This is a genomic window from Moorena sp. SIO4G3, assembly GCF_010692305.1.
Lineage (GTDB): Bacteria > Cyanobacteriota > Cyanobacteriia > Cyanobacteriales > Coleofasciculaceae > Moorena > Moorena producens_A.
This window is the reverse complement of sequence record NZ_JAAHIG010000136.1, coordinates 1-20,570: the sequence shown is the minus strand read 5'-3', so window position 1 is coordinate 20,570 and position 20,570 is coordinate 1. Positions and strand designations below refer to the sequence as shown.

Here is a 20,570-nt window from a genome sequence, read left to right as displayed (position 1 = left end):
GTCCCAGTCAATCGTAAAGTTAGCAACATCAAAGCCAATACCAGCTTGAGCTTGCCAACTACTATCGGGTAAAACCGGAGCCAGCAACTCAATTCCAGCAGTATCTTGAGTATTGAGCATTTGCTCAGCACTCACATAACCCGTATCGACAATATGAGTTAATGGTAGCAGTTGACGCTGTTTAAGACCTTGGTGAATCCGATCAGTTACCTGTACATCGGTTGTGGTGGCAACAGTAGTCTCTACATGGGTAATCAGGTGGGGGACATTCTCACCACAGGTTTCGCTCAGATGCACCTTATAGCCCACCCATTGAGTTTCCCGTTTGCGACTGAATCGGGCTTCTACATCGTAGGGAGAGTGAATTAATTGAGCCGACGGGGGGCTATTGTTGGGTTGACGGAAGTGTACTTGTTGGTCTGCATCAATGTGAAACTGCTGTACCCAAACCTGACGCAACACCTCAACCCCAGGCAACTTTACCAGCCAATCCGGGGCATCGTGATCATATACAGCAGCTAACAGCCTATAACCATCTCTACCAATCGTTTCCCCTAACTGCTGGCGCTCATCGGTACCCTTGGGCATGTGATAGTCCTCAACCCGACTACCATAGCGCGAAAACCACTCTACCGGAACTTTTTCCTGAAGCCATTGCGGTACTGCTACAGCCAGACTATTGAGTGCTGCTCGTAAGGTCTCACCCACTACTTCTAGACGATGCATCACCCGAATTGCTGCTAACACATGAGTTGAGTCACTGCGTTGCACCCCACCCCCACTCAGCCATCCCCGCTCTTGACATCGTTCCAAGAGTCGCTCCAACAGTAACTCTTCGGCTTGGGCTTTCACTAATCGACCTCGAAACTCGCTCAATACTGAGCTATCGATGCCAGGGTCTGCTAAGGGTAAGCTTAAGGCATATTTCCAATCGATTCGTCCTCGCACCGCTTGGGCTGCTTGAGTATCGGTTAAGTCCTCGATGTACTGCATTACTGTGATCAGCGCTAACCTCCAAGCTGACCATGCCGGTTGCCCTCGCTTTGATGGAAACAAGGCTCTGAACTGTTCATCCTTATATAAGAAACCCAATTCATCCCTGATACTCATTACTATACTCCCTTTGGGAAAAGCTGAGCGAGCAATGGTTGCTGTCTGTTGCGGTATCGGTGCTATATTCTCAATTCTAAAGCACATCGGGGCAACTCCTGAGTTTGAGAACTAATACAATTGTTTCAACTTATAGTCCCACACCAAGGACGAACAAAGGATATTTTCCACATCTGCTCACTATTTTGTAAACAAATATTAAGTTCGCCAGCGGTATCAATTCTGGGGGGAATTAGCGGATGCTTCGCTTTTTTACAGATGGGGACCAACGGGGGCTTGGATGTAGCAAATGAGACTTCTCAGACAACCTCTTAGACCTCTTGCAAAAGTATTTCGTGGTATTATTTCAAATTTAGTAATTTTTGATTTAGTCTACGCTTAAGACTAACCAATTTGCTTTGTACTCTCTTTGTATATAAGCCTAGTACACAATAGATCTAATTTTCCCAAAACTTTATAGTATAACTCAAAATATTTTTGCAAGAGGTCTTTTGACCTTGATTCCCTGTCTTCATGCAGGGCATCCCTATTCTCTCTTCTCTATTCTCTATTCCCTATTCCCTATTTCCTGTTCCCTTATAGAGGGGTATTCCCCATCGGGTAATTGGCAATATTCCCCATGGGGGAATTGACAAATAGTTTTTAAACTATTACTTTTTTTGACAGGCTGAGCTGATCATTGGAAACACATTCCGTCAACTAATTCTCACAAATATTTACGAAAAATAATAAAAAAGAATTAATTTTTTATCAATTTTAAATTTTATCAATATATAGAGACTGAGTAAAATTATTAAGAAATAATTAATTAAGTTTATATACTTATAAAGTATATTTATATACTCATTAATCTAAGTAAAATAACTGACATCTCACCCTAAGGCTCAGTTACTACTAATCTCCCTTACTTGGTGTAGTGACACGGGCACCTTACCTAGGCATAATCAAGATTTCACTATGGTTTCGGTAGGTTTGATTTGTCTAGTGTCAGCCATGATATCCGTGGCAAAATCCCTAGCTGTATTTCCTAGATATCTGTAAATTTACTTACCCCATTAGTACGGTGGACTAATTTTTAGGGTTTGTTAAAACTACTGTGTATTCTTGGAGTTGATAAAACCGGTTGATAAAAACCTCAAAAAACTCCAACGAACAATTCAGTTTGTACAGGAGAATTTGTACCGGAGAATCAACATGAAATTGACTGAAAATTGGAAAACCCTAGAAACCACTATTTCCCAACTTGTCGCCAAAGCCTGGATCGACGAAGAATTCCGTAAGCGCTTTGTCAGTGCTCCTGCGGACATTCTTCGGGAAGCGGGACTAGTGGTAGAAGATTTCGTGAACGTGGTGGTGAATCAGGGCTCTACTGGCGCTCCAGTCCTCACAAGCGCTGATGGCGGGGCAATGATCTATGAAATTAATCTGCCTCCTAAGCCCACCGACCTCACAGACGCACAGATTGGTAGTTGGGTCGAAGAGACCTTAATCAATGACTCGCCCATTCCAATGTGTTCCTCGTGAAATCCCTAGTGGCTTTGGGGAAAACTAGCTGACTACCCCGAAGAGGTCTGAACAAACAGTCTGAACAAACAGTCTGAACAAACACACAGAGTCGCAATGGACTTTAGGATAGGAAAGCCCTATCGGGTAAACGCTTTATTAAGCCTGATTAAACCAGGCCATGGTCAGCGATTACCCTAATAGAGCAACCAGATACAAACCTATCAATTTTTATCTCTAACCGGCTTTACCTCTAACGGGGGGTTAGCTACCGGCAATCTGGACTGGTAACGGGCGTTTTCTACCTGCCCGTTGCTTAGTCCCTTATTTGGATCAGCCTTAGTTGGATCAGATTGAGTATCGGTACACCTACTCAATCAAACCTATTCTATCTCACAGGGCTAGTCAGCTTAAGCTAAGCCCTTGACTTCTAGTGTAGCATGTCCTGCTTAAATTATAGCAACCTTAAACTTTAGCAAGTCCGCTAAGTTCCTTCAACTAATTACTAGGTTACAGAGCTATTGATTTATTGTCAAAGGTTAGCCCGCTGATAATGCTGCCATAGTTAAGGCTGCTGTGAGAATTTTTGTTCCCTACTCCCGATTCCCTACTCCCGATTCCCGATTCCCGATTCCCGATTCCCTGTTCCCTTTGCGATAGTATGCCTCCCTAGAGAAAAGAGAAAAACTAACAATGCTGAACAAACCTAAATTTAAACCTTGCTTTCATATCGAAGATGTGGAATCGGTTGGTGTCTTTCTGCTGTCGGAGTCAGAGTATTTTGTTCTCAATGGTCATCTTTATGAACAATTAGCTCCTTTAATTGATGGCGAGCATTCTGTGGAAGACATGATTAACCTGCTGCAAGGCCAAGCTTCCACGGCTGAGATTTACTATGCCTTGATGCTGATGGAAAAGAAAGGCTATATCGTGGAAAACGATAACCCTATGCCCTCGGATATGCCATCAGAGGTAGCAGCTTTCTGGAATTTTCTGAATGTTGATCACAGGACAGCCACCAACCGCTGGCAATCTACTAAGGTTTCAGTAACCTCCTTTGGCACGGTTCCAACCCAACCCTTGATCGCCATCCTGGAATCACTTAATATTCAGGTGGCTGAGGAGGGAGACATTGCTGTTGTATTAACCGATGACTATCTCCAAGTCGGTCTTGATCGGTTTAATCAAAAGGCTTTACAGTCCCAACGTCCGTGGATGCTGGTCAAGCCAGTGGGCAAAATGATTTGGATTGGTCCGATTTTCGAGCCTGGAAAAACTGGGTGTTGGGAATGTCTAGCCCAACGGCTGCGAGCCAATCGCCCCGTGGAAGATTTTCTGCGCAAACATCGCCAACCTAACAGTATATCGACGGCTTTCCCAACCTCTCGCTCTTTACTACCGTCTACTTTACAGACTGGACTAAATCTAGCCGCTACTGAAATCGCCAAATGGATTGTTCAGGGAGACCATCCATCCCAGAAAGGGACTCTGGTCACCTTTGACACCATATCCTTACAAACCAAAAATCACACTCTGGTCAAGCGTCCTCAATGTCCTGCTTGTGGCGACTCAGACTATCTAGGAGATAGAGACCCAATGCCCGTTTTATTAGAAAGCCGGAAGAAAACTTTTACAGCTGATGGTGGACACCGTTGTGTTTCACCAGAAAAAACTTTTAAGCAATACGAACACCATATCAGTCCGATTATCGGAGCAATTAGAGGAATTACTAAAGTTTCTAAGTTAAAAAGCGATTTGACCCCTAACTATGTGGCTGGACATAATTTTGCCAGCATGTTGGATAGTTTATACTTCTTGCGGAAATACCTGCGTGGCAGAAGTGCTGGCAAAGGACAGACTGACGCTCAGGCCAAAGCCAGCGCCCTTGGGGAAGCGATTGAGAGATATTCTGGTGTGTTTCAGGGAGACGAAATTCGACGCAAAGGTAGCTACAAGACTATGGCGGATATGGCTATTCACCCCAATGCTTGTATGCTGTTTAGCGATCGCCAATACCAAACCCGCCAGGACTGGAATCAAACTTGTCCGAGCTTTTTTCAAAAGGTTCCAGAACCCTTTGATCCCGAACGAGAGATTGAGTGGACACCGATTTGGTCTTTGACTGACAAAGCATTTAAGTATTTACCCACAGCTTACTGCTATTACGGTTACCCGAAACCCTCTAAACCAGATTGTTGGGCAGACTCCAATGGTACTGCTGCTGGCAACACCAAAGAAGAAGCAATCCTACAAGGATTCATGGAGTTAGTGGAGCGAGATAGTGTAGCGCTGTGGTGGTATAACCGCCTCAAACGACCAGCTGTGGATTTATACAGTTTTAACCAACCCTATTTTATAGCTCTCAAGGAGTATTACCATTCCCTAAACCGTGAACTCTGGGTACTGGATCTCACTAGCGATTTAGGGATTCCTGCCTTTGCTGCTCTTTCCAGAAGGATTGATCAAGCTCTCGAAGATATTATTTTTGCCTTCGGTGCTCATTTCGACCCCAAAATTGGGATTATGCGATCGCTAACGGAATTAAACCAGGTGCTTCCAGCGGTTGTATCCATAGCTCCGGATGGCAGCACCAAATACAACTACTCCGATCAGTTAGCTATAGACTGGTGGCGAATGGCTACTTTAGAGAATCAGCCGTATCTGGTACCGGATGAAAACACTACTCCAAAACTCTACACCGATTATCCTCAACTTAGCAGCGATGATCTGCGAGACGATGTTCAAACCTGTGTAGACATTGCTGCCAAGCAAGGTATGGAAACCCTGGTTCTAGATCAAACCCGTCCCGATATCGGACTTAATGTTGTCAAAGTCATTGTCCCTGGTCTGCGACACTTTTGGAAACGGTGGGCTCCCGGACGGCTTTATGATGTGCCAGTACAGATGGGTCAGTTACCAAAATCCCTCGAAGAAAACCAACTCAACCCATTTCCGATGTTCTTGTGATCAGCAACTATAGCGGTTTTCAATTAGGTGAGGTACATTTTTTTAGGGAGCAGGGAGCAGGGAGTAGGGAGTAGGGAGTAGGGAGTAGGTAACAGGAAAGAGGCAAGAGGCAAGAGGCAAGAGGCAAGAGGCAAGAGGCAAGAGGGTACAAATAATTTTTACCTTAAGAGAAACTGCTATAGTCGCCCAACATCGAACTTTCAACCTTCAACCTTCAACCTTCAACATCAAACCTGCAACATCAAACCTGCAACATCGAACCTTGGCCTTTGGCCACGCAATCGCGTTCAACCTTCAACATCGAACCTTGGCCTTTGGCCACGCAATCGCGTTCAACCTTCAACATCAAACCTTCAACCTTCAACATCGAACCTTGGCCTTTGGCCACGCAATCGCGTTCAACCTTCAATAGCAAAACCATGCTGAAAGACTATCAAATTATTGATGCCGATGGCCATGTGAATGAACCGATAGATATGTGGGAGAAGTACCTGGAACCTGCATTTAAAAGTCATGCACCCTATCGATATCAACCCTCCCAAAAGGATGGGGTTGTGAAAATTGATATCTTTTCCCCTCCAACTAAGTATATGAGAGTGGAGGGTGAGACAATTTATAATAAGATATCCGATGCTGTCTGGGCTGAAGGAATTAAGGTAGCAATCCGGAACAAGGCTACCTATAATAGAAACCTAGGCTCTGGCCCAGACTCTCAGGTCAAGGCCATGAAGCGGATGGGTGTGGATATTTCCTTTCTGTATCCAACTACAGGATTGTGGATGTTGGCGATCGATACTATGGATCCGTCACTGGCAGCAGCCCTCACCCGTGCCTACAACAATTGGTTACGAGACTTTTGCAGCTATGACCCCCAACTACTGAAAGGGGTAGGAGCGATTAGTTTACACGACCCGAGCAACATGGTGTCGGAATTACATCGGATCGCAGAGTTTGGCTGGAAAGCTGTCTTTGTGCGACCAAATCCGGTTAAGGGACGACTGCTTAGTGACCCGGCCTATGAGCCCTTTTGGACGGAGTGTGAGAGGCTGGGCATAGCAGTTGGCATTCATGAGGGTAGCCATGCTCGATTACCGACTACTGGAGCAGATCGATTTAATACCCGTTTTGCCATGCATGCTTGCTCTCATCCTATGGAACACATGATGGCAATGTTGGCACTGATCGAAGGGGGAGTATTAGAGCGCCACCCCAATCTCAGAGTAGGGTTTCTTGAGTCCGGTTGCGGCTGGCTTCCCTACTGGCTGTGGCGGCTAGATGAAGAGTACGATCAACTGGCCTGGGAGGTGAAAGACCATGTAAGGATGAAGCCTTCAGAGTATTTCCGTCGCCAGTGCTTCATTGCCATTGAGCCAGATGAGCCTTATCTAGCTGATCTTATCAAGTACATCGGTTCTGATAACTTGATCTTTGGTTCTGACTACCCTCACATAGACCACAATCCCAAGATTATTGAGCAAGTGGTAGGACTTCAGGACAAGCTATCCGAGAAGATAGTGCAAAAGATCCTCTGGGATAATCCTATGCGTTTTTATGGTTTGGGGTGAAAAGTTATTAGTCATTGAGGCATCAACAGGTTTACCGCAATTACTGACTTATGCTTTCAACAGTCTAGAGCATCAATAATTTGTTTGGGGATTAGCCACTAATGGTCTGCTTTATCAGTTTATCTATATCGGTTAGGGTAATCCCCAAACTTATCAATATATGCCGATTCTCAGCTTTTTTGAAAGCGATCGCGCCATGGTTATACTCCAAGTTTTGAAAGCAATTCGCAAACTTTATAACTAAGCATTCAGCGGTCAGCGGTCAGCCGTCAGCTTAAAATAAACCTCGTTCGCTACGCGAAGAGCTTTGTGGCACAGGCTAGAAGCCTGTGAAGTAACTCAGATTAAACTAATGCTTACCTCTTTTATTCTTAACGGTTTACTCATCAATAACCCTGCCCATAGCGCATCAGCTGAATGCTGAATGCTGAATGCTGAATCCTGAATCCTGAATCCTGAATCCTGAATGCTTACAACCGAAAAAATAAAATCGAGATTTAGCTTCTCTCAAAATTGTTATTGAACATGTATATCGCTTTCTTAAAGTTTTTAAAATTTTATCATAAAGATACTGTAATCGCCGTCAAAGATTTTATCTACGTTTTAATTTGATTGCTGGTATTTATAATTAGGAACTTTCTTTGAGTCAAAATTAGTTGGCTATCACGACTTTTGCAAGAGGTCTATTGATAATGGAGGCCGCTTATTGACATTGAGCCAGCAGATTTCCGGTTTTTTATACTATCAAAAAACCGGAAATCTGTAGTTTTTAATACAAAATTCAATAAGCTTACCCTACAAAGTCAATATGTAAAGATTGATTACGAAACTAATAATTTCTGCGAAAAGTCGAAAGATTATCTTGGGGAATAAATAGGGAGCATCTCACTGCTGTGTGAGCGTGATTATACGGCCCACAGAAAAAAATATATTTGCCAAAGCGATGCAGCAAGGGAACAGGGGGTTTCCCCCATGAACGACTGCATCAAGACAGGGATGCTACCAATCAAGAGTATTCAAGTTATCTTTATAAGTGCTTTTTGCAGAACATGTTTTCCCGAAATCTCGCCTTTATCATCGGTATCAATAACTACACCAACGGCATTGCTCCCCTCAACACTGCCGTAAACGATGCCAAAAAACTAGTGGAAATTCTCCGCAAAAAGCATGATTACCAAGTCTGGGAATGCCTAGACGAAGTGGCAACTCTGTCTAAGTTTAACAAATTTTTATCCCATACCTTACCAGAACAAGTCACTGAAAATGACCGCTTGTTATTTTACTTTGCTGGTCATGGAGTCGCTCTCAATGGGGATGATGGCCCGGCTGGTTACTTAATTCCTCAAGATGCTTTACTGGGGGATACTAATAGTTATCTGCCCATGACCAAGTTACACGATGCTTTAAGTCAATTACCCTGTCGTCATTTTTTGGGTATCCTCGACTGCTGTTTTGCTGGTGCTTTCCGTTGGTCGAATACCAGGGATTTATTAACCTCGCCAGAAGTAATTCACCAAGAACGATACGACCGTTTTATTACTGACCCAGCCTGGCAAATTATTACTTCCTCAGCTTCTGACCAAAAGGCTTTAGATAACTTTAATTTAGATAGCGAACGCGGTCAATTCGGCAATCATTCCCCTTTTGCTAGTGCATTATTAGAAGCCCTCGAAGGGGCAGCAGATATCTATCCTCCTGCCCAAAATGGTAAACCCGCTGGAGATGGGGTAATTACAGCCACAAAATTATATTTATATTTACGGGATCGAGTCGAAATTCCCACAGAAAAATGCCGTCTACGACAAACGCCCGGTATTTGGTGTTTAAATAAGCACGATAAGGGAGAATATATCTTTCTTTCTCCCGGACATGAACTTAATTTACCACCCGCACCACCATTAGATGAGTCACAAAATCCCTATCGCGGTTTAAACTCCTTTGACGAGAAACACAGTTCACTGTTTTTCGGTAGAACATTACTAGTAGAAAAGTTAGAAGATTTTGTCAAAACTCATCCCCTGACAGTGGTGTTGGGTGCTTCCGGTTCAGGTAAGTCTAGCTTGGTCAAGGCAGGATTAATTCCCAAACTACGGCAAGATAATACTGAGAAATGGTGTATTTTGCCACCCATCCGTCCTGGTGAGACGCCCTTGCAACCGTTAAATAATGTGCTTACTGATGCTACCTTACCAAGGGTAGAGCCACAAAACCCCCAGCATAACCTGGCAATGAGCATTGATGTTTGGGCGAAAAATCACCCCAACTCTAAGTTATTACTGTTTATTGACCAAAGCGAAGAAATTATTACACTCTGTCAAAACTTAGATGAGCGTCAGGCGTTTTTCCAACAGATACTCACAGCCATAAATGCCCATGGGGATAAATTACGGGTAGTATTAACCCTACGTTCTGATTTTGAACCCCAAATCCAAGATGCGGGCTTAAAGTTGGCACCGGAAGTACTAAATCAATTGGGAACTACGGTACTGATAAATCTTTGGCAAAGTGGACGATTTATTGTACCGGCGATGACACGAGGGGAACTAAGGGAAGCCATTGAGAAACCGGCTCAAGCACGGGTAATGTATTTTCAACCCCACGATTTAGTAGACAAATTAATTGATGAAGTGGCGGATATGCCCGGAGCATTACCCTTGCTGTCTTTTGCCTTGAGTGAATTATTCCTGAAGTATTTAAGGCGGCAACGGGAGGCACAAGACAGGGGTATTACTATTGACCGGGCCTTGACTCAAGCCGATTATCAAGAATTGGGGGGAGTAATGCGATCGCTAACTCAAAGGGCTGATAAAGAGTATCAGAAGCTAGTTCAAGAAAATCCCGCTTATGAGCAAGTAATCCGTCATGTGATGCTGCGGATGGTGGCACTAGGTGGGGGTGAGTTAGCCCGTAGGCGCGTACCGTTATCGGAATTGGAATATCCACCAGCGAAAAATGGTTTAGTGAAGGAAGTAATTGAGCGTTTTAGCAAAGCACGGTTATTGGTGAAAGGACAAGATGCTGAGGGGAATCCTGATGTCGAACCAGCCCATGATGCTTTAGTACGGGGTTGGCAAAGATTGCTGGGATGGAAACAACAGGATGAGGAAAATTTACTTCTACAACGGCGCTTGACGACCGCAGCCGAGGAGTGGCAAAGTGTTAAAAGCAAAAAACAATCATCCGGTTTTGAAGCCAAGGCTGAAGCTGTAATTAATTGGTTGGATGAGAGACTTGACCTTGCTGAAAACTTTCTTAACAAAATAAACACCCTCGAAAATACGAACTTGGCTCGATTGTGGCAACGGACACCGGATCAACAAAAAAGTTCGAGAGATAAAACCGGACAATTTCTTTGGAATGCTAATCCTTATCTCGATGTATTGAATAAAGAACTCAATTGTGAGGACAACTGGTTAAACCAGGTAGAATTTGATTTCGTGCGGCGCAGTGTTAGAAAAAAACGCCGTAACACAATGGTGGGTTGGAGCATCGCTGGCTCAGTTCTTTTGGGGGCAATGATTTTCCGTGCTGCCTTTTCGATGCAATGGAGAAACTTTGAACTATATCGAGCCAATTCTCTCGGTCGCAATTCTTTGTCCCTGTTTGCTGAACATAAAGAAATCGAGGCTTTCGTGGAGGGGATTAGGGCAGGAAAAATCCTACAAAAACACAAGGCATCGGACCTACAGGTGATGCGTGCCCTGCAGAAAGTTGTTTATGAAGGCAGCGAACGCAACCGCTTGGAGGGGCATACTGAAGGTGTCAAGAGCGTCAGTTTCAGCCGGGATGGCCAGACCTTGGCTTCTGGCAGTGATGACACCACCATCAAACTCTGGAATCTAGAGACAGGCGAGGTAATCCGCACCCTCATCGGGCATACTGAAGGTGTCAATAGCGTCAGTTTCAGCCGGGATGGCAAGACCTTGGCTTCTGGCAGTGATGACAACACCATCAAACTCTGGAATCTTTTGACAGGGGAGGAAATCCACACCCTCATCGGGCATACTGAATGGGTCACGAGCGTCAGTTTCAGCCGGGATGGCAAGACCTTGGCTTCTGGCAGTTGGGACAACACCATCAAACTCTGGAATCTTTTGACAGGGGAGGAAATCCGTACCCTGATCGGGCATACTGAATCGGTCTATAACGTCAGTTTCAGCCCCAATGGCAAGACCTTGGCTTCTGAAAGTTATGACGAGACCATCAAACTCTGGAATCTTTTGACAGGCAAGGTAATCCGCACCCTCATCGGGCATGATGACTCGGTCTATAGCGTCAGTTTCAGCCGGGATGGCCAGACCTTGGCTTCTAGCAGTGGTGCTATTGGTTCTAGCAGTGGTGACAACACCATCAAACTCTGGAATCTAGAGACGGGAAGGGAAATCCGCACCCTCATCGGGCATGATGACTCGGTCTATAGCGTCAGTTTCAGCCGGGATGGCCAGACCTTGGCTTCTGGCAGTAATGACCAGACCATCAAACTCTCGAATCTAGAGACGGAAAAGGTAATCCCCACCCTCATCTGGCATGATGACTCGCTCTATAGCGTCAGTTTCAGCCGGGATGGCAAGACCTTGGCTTCTGGCAGTAATGACGCAAAGATCAAACTCTGGAATCTAGAGACGGGAAGGGAAATCCGCACCCTCATCGGGCATACTGACTTGGTCAATAGCTTCAGTTTCAGCCGGGATGGCAAGACCTTGGCTTCTGGCAGTCTTGACAACACGATCAAACTCTGGAATCTAGAGACGGAAAGAAAAATCTACACCCTCCAGGAGCGTGATGAACCGGTCAATAGGGTCAGTTTCAGCCCCGATGGCAAGACCTTGGCTTCTGCTCGTTGGGACAACACCATCAAACTCTGGAATCTAGAGACAGGTGAGGTAATCGGCACCCTCCAGGAGCGTGATGAACCGGTCTATATCCTCAGTTTCAGCCCCGATGGCAAGACCTTGGCTTCTGCTCGTTGGGACAACACCATCAAACTCTGGAATCTAGAGACAGGCGAGGTAATCGACACCCTCATCGGGCATTATGGCTCGGTCAATAGCGTCAGTTTCAGCCCCGATGGCCAGACCTTGGCTTCTAACAATGATGACGCAAAGATCAAACTCTGGAATCTAGAGACAGGCGAGGTAATCAGCACCCTCATCGGGCATTATGGCTCGGTCAATAGCGTCAGTTTCAGCCCCGATGGCCAGACCTTGGCTTCTGGCAGTAATGACCACACGATCATACTCTGGGATCTACAGACAGGAAGCAAAATCCACACCCTCAAGGGGCATACTGACTTGGTCAATAGCGTCAGTTTCAGCCCCGATGGCAAGACCTTAGCTTCTGGCAGTGATGACCAAACCATCATACTCTGGGATCTACAGACAGGAAGCAAAATCCACACCCTCATCGGGCATACTAACCTTGTCAATAGCGTCAGTTTCAGCCCCGATGGCAAGACCTTAGCTTCTGGCAGTTATGACAAAACCATCAAACTCTGGGATCTACAGACAGGAACCGAAATCTACACTCTCCAGGGGCATACTGAAGCTGTTAATAGCTTCAGTATCAGCCGCGATGGCAAGACCTTGGCTTTTGAAAATAGTGACGGCACGATCACACTCTGGAATCTATACTTAAACTTAGACTCTTTAATGGCGAGGAGTTGCGATTGGGTGCGCAATTATTTGCAGAATAATCCTAATGTTGAAAAGAGCGATAGGCACTTGTGCGACAATGTAAAGAAAGTAGTTGCAAAAGATAAAAGTTTTTAACGCCGTAGCGTGACCATTCAAAATTAAAGGTAAAGAATTAAAAATTCTTTACCTTCACTTCCTTAATCAGTAAGCTTTACCTCAGCCCATCCACTTGTGGTGGAGAGCATGATCACCAGCGGCGACAAAAACATCAAGGCGGTCAGGTCCCCAAGATGCTGCTGCTAGCCCAGCAATGCTGTAACCACCTAGGTTTTTCCAATTTTTCCAGGCAGAACCATCCCAGGAACGGCAATAGACCTTGCCCATGGAGCCAATCACGAAACAATCGAGCTGGTTGACTCCCCTGGACACAGCAGCTATACCATATTGACAGTAGCCTCCCAGTTTTTCCCATGGACTCCAAATGGAACCATTCCAGGTCTTGTAGTATAGAGCGCGATCGCGACCAATGGTAAAGATAGCGATATGGTTTGGACCCCAAGACACTGCTGCGGGTGCAGAAATAGAGTAGCCTCCTAAGTTTTCCCAGCCGCGCCAAGCCGAGCCATCCCACCACTTGTGGTAGACGGCGTGGTCAGTACCAATCACAAAAGTGTCAAGCCGGTTAGGTCCCCAGGAAGAAGCCGCTGGAGCATACAGGCCGTAGCCCCCTAGATTTTCCCAACCACGCCAAGAGTCGCCATCCCACCACTTGCGGTACAGGGCATTATTGCTACCAACCACAAAGGTGTCAATGCGGTTATTTCCCCAAGAAACCGCTGCGGGTGCAGAAATAATGTAACCCCCTAAGTTTTCCCAGCCACGCCAAGCCGAGCCATCCCACCACTTGTGATACATAGCGTGGTCAGTACCAATCACAAAGGTGTCAATGCGGTTAGGTCCCCAGGAAGCAGCCGCTGGGCTATATAGGCCATAGCCCCCTAGATTTTCCCAGTCACTCCAGGTATCTTCACTGGGGCGAGGGCGAGGGGGGGGAGTTTTGATTTTGTCAAAAGCTACCTTGGGCTGAATAATGCCAGTACCGGAATGCTGATCCCATCCCTTAGAACCAATATTTTTAGCAGTACTCTCCAGGAGTTTCTTAACTTCCTGCTGAGTTAGGCTCGGCTTGGCTTGCTTGAGCAAGGCTACTACTCCAGCAGCAATGGGTGTGGCAGCCGAGGTACCGTTATCACAGGGGAAGTAACCCCGGAAGTGGGTGATGGAACAGAAGTCAGGCTTTTGGGGGGACAAAGCCGCTGGTCCTTGGCTGCTATAGCCGACAAACTGTTCATTCTTGTTAACTGCGCCCACTGTCATCACTAGGGGATGACCATTCGCGCCCCAGATACTTTTACCAGGACCGAAATCTGAGGCACAACGACCATCAGGACAGGTTCCACCACAGTTACCAGCGGCAAACAGAACTAGAATCCCTTCATTGATGGCTTCCACAACTTTGCGGGTGAAGGGATGGTTAGGATTTCTGGCATAAGTCTTATCCCACTGTTCCTGGTAAATTCCCCAGCTATTGGTGAGAATGTGGGGTGTGCCGTCAGTTTTATATTGCTTAATTGCCCAATTGAAGGCTGCCAGGGCATTAGAGATAGCATTCCCTACTAGTGGAAAGTCATAGAGCTTGGCTTCTGGAGCCATACCCAACACGTCTGTAGCGCACATATTGCCATGTTCGCCCCAGCTACGAGCTTGAGTCCCCCATTCCACGCTGCGGTGGAAGCCACCAATGACATTGCGAATTCGCTTGGAGGGTTCTCCGGGACGCACAGGACGACCAGCTGCTGTAATCCCGCCATCAACGACACCAACAACAATACCTTGACCTTTATAACCAGCAGCGTGAATTTGATCAACCCCAAGATACTTGGCTACGTCCGCCATCGTTCCCTTAGCCACACCAGGCCTACAGTCACAAGAACCAATCGGACAGCTACCAAACCCTGCCATCGGTTCTACCATGGGATACTCTTGCTGTAGGGTGGTAGTGCTGAAGGGTTCGATCGGGGTGTCTGGCCAGACTTTGATCACATTAGGTTGGGCTTCCAGGGCGGCAATTTGGTTTTGAGCAACTTTGCCCTTGACAACGATCACCTCTTCATTAGATGCTTGGAGTTGCATCGCTAGTTCCGGTGTCTCAGGATTCATTGATACTGGCTCGTAGTCATAATCGATTTGGAAGCTAGGAACCCTGAAACTTCCTGCCATGTATAAAAACACGTTAGCCCCTTGACCCTTAGGTGCTCGGATTTCTACCAGCACGTTCTCCATGTCACTCTCTGGGGCAGATGAACTCATTGGCACTGCTGTGGGTGTATTGCCTTGACTGGATACAGCATTCATGTCAAAGGATGACATCTGGTCATCACCCATTTCTCCTAATGACATGCCATTGGTAGTTGCTCCACCATTGGTCATACCTGGAACCATTGGTTCTTGACTTTCTGTGTTTTCCATTCTGTTAATTTCTGATTATGTTTTATAATTGGCTCGATAGAGAGGAGTCTGTCTTAGCTTTTGTTTAAGAATCAGGTTGATGTGAGTGTTTCTGAGCAATACAGTCAACTACCCATTGACCCTGAAGAATTCCAGATTTTTTCTCAAAGTTTTTTTAAAGGTGATATACTTCCGTTATAGCTCAGTTGCCTTTCTGCAGTAGCTGCTGTTAAGAGCAATGGCTTAGTTGAGACACCTGGATCTTGTCCGATGGCTAAGCAGAGCACATCTAGATGGTAGGGTGGGGTAGTTCAGGATTTTGTAGTAAAATATAGGATATAAGGCTTAGGGCTACCAAATTTAACTGAAAATTAATTTAAACAGGGGCATTCAAGGTCAAGGAAAAACTTGAGAACAGGGAACTTGAGAACAGAAAGTATTCCCCGTTTACCTTTTCCCGTTCCTGGTTCCCGATCACACAAGAGCCTTGCCCTGGCTTAAGTGGATAGCTGGCTGAGCTATCAGTAGATTTATAGGGGATTCCTTTTGGTTAAACTCATCAACTCATGTCATGGAAAAAGAAGCGGCAGCTGCTAAACCAATTCGTTCACTAGAAGATGCTATCGACAAGTGTCAGACCCTGGGTATGCGTTTGAGTCGTCAACGTCGCTTCATTCTAGAACTGTTATGGGAAGCTAAAGACCATCTGTCAGCGCGAGACATTTATGACCGATTGAATCAACAAGGGAAAGTTATTGGTCATACTTCTGTTTACCAGAATTTAGATGCCCTATCCAGTCAAGGTATTATTGAATGTATTGAGCGCTCGGATGGACGGTTGTACGGCAATATCAGCGATACTCATAGCCATGTCAATTGCCTGGATACAAACCAGATTCTTGATGTTTATGTAGAACTACCGGAAAACTTGCTCAAGCAAATTGAGGAACAAACTGGTGTAAAGATTACGGAATATCGGATTGATTTTTATGGTTACCGTCAGGAGGGATCACCTAACTCCCCGTCGGGTGGTTTGAGGGAGTAGGGAGTAGGGAGTAGGGAGTAGGGAGTAGGGAGTAGGGAGTAGGGGTTGCGAAAATTGACTGTACCTCAGTGATCAAAATGTCATTTTAGTTACTCAAACAGCGGACTTTTGTTAGGGTTTGGTCATAACGCAACTAATTAATCAAAGAATGAATCAAAGTATGACGTTTGAATGGGGTAAAAAATTGGGCGTTGCTGATTCTGGGTATGATTTTGCCCCCCTAGCCCCCCAATTTTGCGGTGCGACCCGTGGCGAATTTAATAATTAGATGCGGAAAGCGCACCGGCGGGGGAACAAAACTCTCAAAGTCCCCCAAAATTGGGGGATTTAGGGGGCTTGACCAAAGCCAAACAATCGCGCATTCATACTTCAATTCAGCAACGCCAAAAATCGAATTAAATCCACAGTTGTTATTAACAACTAGCCAGATGGTGGAGTATTTGTTCAGCACTGATCTACTGACTCGCTGATCTACTGACCCACTGAGCTACTGACTCACTCAGTATTATGGATATTTACCAATCTACCATTCGTCCAATTCTCTTTTCTGGGTTGAAGACAGATCCAGAATGGTTACACAATAGAACTCTAGCGCTATTGAGCTGGCTGTCATCGAATCAGGAATCTACTCTAGGTCACTGGGTTAAGGGTCAATTACAGCAAAGGTTTTGCCTAAATGATGCTCGCCTCGAACAAACCCTATGGGGAGTAAACTTCCCCAACCCTATGGGTTTAGCAGCAGGATTTGATAAAGATGGTGTGGCTGCTGGAATTTGGGGAAGCTTAGGGTTTGGCTTTGCTGAACTGGGTACTGTAACCTTTCATGGTCAATCGGGAAATCCTCGTCCTCGTTTATTTCGCTTGGTAGAGGACAAAGCTGCTCTGAATCGGATGGGATTTAATAATCTCGGAGCTACAGCAATGGCGGCTCGATTAGAACAGTTGAAGGTTAACAGGTTAAGGGTTGCAGGTTTAGAAAAGAACTTACCGGAAGAGAAAGCCAAGGACGAACAACCTACCGGAAGAGAAAACCGGATCCAAGCTTCAGGTTTAACTATTCCGATTGGCATTAATCTAGGTAAATCTAAAGTAACACCCCTACCAGAGGCAGCAGATGACTATCGGTCGAGTTTTGGGCTGTTGAGGGAATTGGGGGATTACTTTGTGGTGAATGTGAGTTCACCGAATACACCAGGTTTGCGATCGCTTCAGGATGCCAGTCAACTTAGTCTGATCTTAGATGCTCTGCAACAGGAAAATGTTTCCCAAAAGCCGATTCTGGTTAAGATTGCTCCGGATTTAGAGTGGAATGCGATCGCAGATGTTCTTGAGCTTGCGCAAACCTATGGATTAGCTGGGATTATTGCCACTAACACTACTATCCGTCGGGATCTGCTGAAAACACAACAGATTGCGGCAACGGGCAAACCGGTAACGGAAGAAGCTGGGGGGATTAGTGGAGCTCCTTTGCGTCAACGTTCTACAGATGTAATTCGGTTTATCTGGCAGGAAACTCAAGGAAGCTTACCGATTATAGGGGTTGGAGGCATTTTTACGGCGGAGGATGCTTGGGAGAAGATTACTGCAGGTGCTAGTCTAATTCAGGTGTACACGGGTTGGATTTATAACGGTCCATGGATGGTAAGGCAGATTCTGCAAGGGCTGTTGCAGAAGTTGGAGGAAAGAAGCATGAGTTCAATTTCTGAGGCAGTTGGTTCTGGGTCTGGTTGAAGGTGGTGTGGTTGAAGGGTTTAAGGTTTAAGGTTTAAGGTTGTTCGCGTAGTGTGGCCTTTTGGCCAAGGTTGTCTGTCAGAATGCAGAATGTAGAAGGCCGAATGTAGAAGGCCGAATGTAGAATTCTACATTCTTAATTGTGCATTCTACATTCTACATTTTTAATTCTTAATTCTACATTCTTAATTCAAAAATTCAGATTACCAATTCTGAGCGCAGGATAGTAACTGCTTGTCCACTCAGAAAAACGCGATCGCTACCGGTATAGTTAACCTTTACTACACCACCCCGAGAGGAGGCTTGGTAGGCTAAGAACTGATCTTTACTATTACGTTCGCGCCAGAAGGGAGCGAGACAACAATGGGCAGACCCTGTAACTGGGTCTTCATCAATTCCCAATCTGGGGGCAAAGAATCGGGAAACAAAGTCGTATTCTGAATCATTGTCAGCCCAACTAGTAACAATTACTGCAGACAGAGGTAAGGTTCTCATCAGTTGGAAATTGGGCTGCATTTGCTTGACCAATTCTTCCGACTCGACCTCGACCAAATAGCCTAGGGCATTTTTGCCAACCCACTTGATGGGTATACCCAAGGTTTGGCTGAGTTGTTCTGGAGTACTGATAACTTCTGAGGGATTCACCGGGAAATCGAGTTGAATCCACTCACCCTGGCGCTGAGCGATCAGCAATCCACTCTTGGTGTAGAACCGAATCGTTTGATCAGGAGACACATGTCCCTCTGACCAGAGAACATGAGCACTAGCTAGGGTGGCGTGACCGCATAAGGGGACTTCCACTGTCGGTGTAAACCAACGCAAATTGAAACCATCGTCTTGCTTGACTATAAATGCGGTTTCCGATAAATTCATCTCTTGCGCTAGGTTTTGCATCCAGCTGTCATCTTGAGCAGTTGGTAAAACACAGATAGCAGCAGGATTTCCTGTAAAGGGTTTACTGGTGAAAGCGTCTACTTGAATAATGGTTTGTCCCATAATCAGGCAAAAGGTTAAATCAAGTTTAGTTAATTACTTTTCAAATGCTTGATTGTGTTAATTTTAAATTGTTAAGTGTCACTTAATCATTAACCATTTAAAATTCCCAATTCACTATACCAATCCGTGTAGGAATTGTGATAATTTTTGTTCCCTTTTCCCTACTCCCTGTTCCCAGATCCGCTGTTCCCTTTGGTATAACAATTAACATGCCAGAAATTTTCCGAAGATATTATCTAAAATTGAGCCTGTCTCCCGCTGGAGAGTAGAATTGTAAACGTCCAACACCTAAATATAAACCATAGGGATTATTTCCAGGGGGGAAAGCTGTAACTCCAAACAGATAGACACCACCCCATCGTGGGTTGCGAACAGGACGAAGCCCAACGGTAATGGTTTTTCCTGGGTTTACTGGTGGATCGAAGGTAACGGAAATAGTTTTGGTTGAGTCGTCTTTTGTGACCCTCCCCAGAGATAACGGCTGACCCCGGTCTTGGTAGGTTCCTTCAAATGCTGAGGATTTCTCGGGATAGAATCGAATCTTATATCCTCCTTGACGCTGATTAATGGTTAATCTTTGGAGTGGTTCACCAATATCCCCTGGTAAGTCCACGGTGAAATAGTATGTTCCTCCTCGCACATCAGCTTGATTAAACGTAGTTACTGCATCCAACAACCTAGGAGATTTCTCAAATGAAACTCTGCCATCGGCTAACTGAACGGCTGGGGTTGAGGGAGTATCTAAAATTACTAAGGATAAGACTAAGGCTATAGTAATTTTGATAAATTTTACGGAAAACAGAAGGGACCCACGAAAGCCAAATATTTTTAGAGCTAGGAGGAAGCATGAGGTGACCGTATATGACGCCGTCTTTTCTTTGATTTCACCATCTAACATGTTGACACTACTGATGATTCTTGTTATTAGATAATTCTAAGTTGACACTCCCCGGTCGCTAAGGGCGCGGGGATTCTGCAGACAGGTTAGACTGAGGTAGCACCCAAAGCCTAATCCTCGCTACGGTCGTCAAGCACCGCCTACCCAGTCTTGCTAGATCTAGGTCTAGCTTTCTGGCTACTTTTCGCAGGATGTTTGCGCTGCCGTTGAGATCGGCATTAATAATTGATCTGTCAGCAGACCTGTAGAGTCCCCGTTTAACTCTTCGCCCCGATGCTTTCCACCCGTCCGGCTTCTCACCGAAGTTGGGCAGGGAGTCACCATCAAGGTAAGAAGCTTTGCTGGTATAGGCTTCTTCTGTTATTTCGAGCCTAATTTTGTACAAGTCGCATAATTGGGAAAGTCTATCCTTTAGCTTCCCTAAAGGGATTTGAACAAATTCTTGATTGTTCAATCGCCCCATATTGGAGTTCTGCTTAAATCCTTCGTTATTAAACTAAGCCGAGGAGTCGCCTCCCCGACTCGTCTCCAGAACCGGACATGAAGCTTTCGCCTCATCCGGCTCCTCGCGTAGTAGTCCCTTGTCAGTGGGTACTTCTCTTTTAGAACGGATT

13 protein-coding genes and 1 pseudogene are annotated in these 20,570 nt (G+C 45.5%); 8 read left to right on the top strand and 6 right to left on the bottom strand.

All coding sequences use genetic code 11. The features are described from left to right. A partial coding sequence (locus tag F6J99_RS22520; RefSeq protein ID WP_293115493.1) for a transposase occupies positions 1 to 1,197 on the bottom strand: 1,197 nt, incomplete at its 3' end. A gap of 410 nt (positions 1,198 to 1,607) precedes the next feature. Here F6J99_RS22520 and F6J99_RS22515 point away from each other — a divergent pair. From F6J99_RS22515 to F6J99_RS22505, 3 genes are all read left to right on the top strand, one after another. Next, positions 1,608 to 1,742: a hypothetical protein gene (locus tag F6J99_RS22515; protein WP_293115491.1), complete on the top strand. Its 135-nt coding sequence runs from the start codon at positions 1,608 to 1,610 to the stop codon at positions 1,740 to 1,742. 562 nt (positions 1,743 to 2,304) lie between these two features. Further along, positions 2,305 to 2,634, top strand: coding sequence for a hypothetical protein (locus F6J99_RS22510; protein WP_293115489.1), 330 nt, complete (start codon positions 2,305 to 2,307; stop codon positions 2,632 to 2,634). A 672-nt stretch (positions 2,635 to 3,306) separates the two neighbouring features. Beyond that, positions 3,307 to 5,580 (top strand): TOMM precursor leader peptide-binding protein, encoded by a 2,274-nt coding sequence (locus F6J99_RS22505; RefSeq protein WP_293115487.1) that lies wholly within the window; start codon positions 3,307 to 3,309, stop codon positions 5,578 to 5,580. 42 nt (positions 5,581 to 5,622) lie between these two features. On the opposite strand, the gene F6J99_RS22500 is transcribed toward F6J99_RS22505, so the two are convergent. Further along, positions 5,623 to 5,784 (bottom strand): hypothetical protein, encoded by a 162-nt coding sequence (locus F6J99_RS22500; RefSeq protein WP_293115485.1) that lies wholly within the window; start codon positions 5,782 to 5,784, stop codon positions 5,623 to 5,625. Positions 5,785 to 5,849: 65 nt separating this feature from the next. Between F6J99_RS22500 and F6J99_RS22495 the strand changes: the two genes are divergently transcribed. The 3 genes and pseudogenes from F6J99_RS22495 (at position 5,850) to F6J99_RS22485 (ending at position 12,913) form a co-directional block, all read left to right on the top strand. Next, positions 5,850 to 7,145 (top strand): amidohydrolase family protein, encoded by a 1,296-nt coding sequence (locus F6J99_RS22495; protein WP_365973919.1) that lies wholly within the window; start codon positions 5,850 to 5,852, stop codon positions 7,143 to 7,145. 488 nt (positions 7,146 to 7,633) lie between these two features. Beyond that, a pseudogene (locus tag F6J99_RS22490) lies at positions 7,634 to 7,777 on the top strand (IS5/IS1182 family transposase); the annotation flags it as partial. A 417-nt stretch (positions 7,778 to 8,194) separates the two neighbouring features. Continuing rightward, positions 8,195 to 12,913, top strand: coding sequence for a caspase family protein (locus tag F6J99_RS22485; protein WP_293115495.1), 4,719 nt, complete (start codon positions 8,195 to 8,197; stop codon positions 12,911 to 12,913). A gap of 81 nt (positions 12,914 to 12,994) precedes the next feature. On the opposite strand, the gene F6J99_RS22480 is transcribed toward F6J99_RS22485, so the two are convergent. Next, positions 12,995 to 15,307, bottom strand: coding sequence for a S8 family serine peptidase (locus F6J99_RS22480; protein WP_293115483.1), 2,313 nt, complete (start codon positions 15,305 to 15,307; stop codon positions 12,995 to 12,997). A 550-nt stretch (positions 15,308 to 15,857) separates the two neighbouring features. On the opposite strand from F6J99_RS22480, the gene F6J99_RS22475 reads away from it, so the two are divergent. Then, complete coding sequence (locus F6J99_RS22475) at positions 15,858 to 16,331, top strand: Fur family transcriptional regulator (RefSeq protein WP_293066601.1); 474 nt, start codon at positions 15,858 to 15,860, stop codon at positions 16,329 to 16,331. Between the two features lie 507 nt (positions 16,332 to 16,838). Further along, complete coding sequence (locus tag F6J99_RS22470) at positions 16,839 to 18,062, top strand: quinone-dependent dihydroorotate dehydrogenase (protein ID WP_293115481.1); 1,224 nt, start codon at positions 16,839 to 16,841, stop codon at positions 18,060 to 18,062. Between the two features lie 198 nt (positions 18,063 to 18,260). Here F6J99_RS22470 and F6J99_RS22465 read toward each other — a convergent pair whose 3' ends face one another. The 3 genes from F6J99_RS22465 to F6J99_RS22455 form a co-directional block, all read right to left on the bottom strand. Further along, a complete protein-coding gene (locus F6J99_RS22465) occupies positions 18,261 to 19,058 on the bottom strand; it encodes a PhzF family phenazine biosynthesis protein (RefSeq protein ID WP_070396372.1) in 798 nt (265 codons plus the stop codon). A 232-nt stretch (positions 19,059 to 19,290) separates the two neighbouring features. Further along, a complete protein-coding gene (locus tag F6J99_RS22460; RefSeq protein ID WP_293115479.1) occupies positions 19,291 to 19,956 on the bottom strand; it encodes a DUF2808 domain-containing protein in 666 nt (221 codons plus the stop codon). Positions 19,957 to 20,014: 58 nt separating this feature from the next. Further along, positions 20,015 to 20,419, bottom strand: coding sequence for a hypothetical protein (locus tag F6J99_RS22455; protein ID WP_365973916.1), 405 nt, complete (start codon positions 20,417 to 20,419; stop codon positions 20,015 to 20,017). Between the last annotated feature and the right edge of the window lie 151 nt (positions 20,420 to 20,570).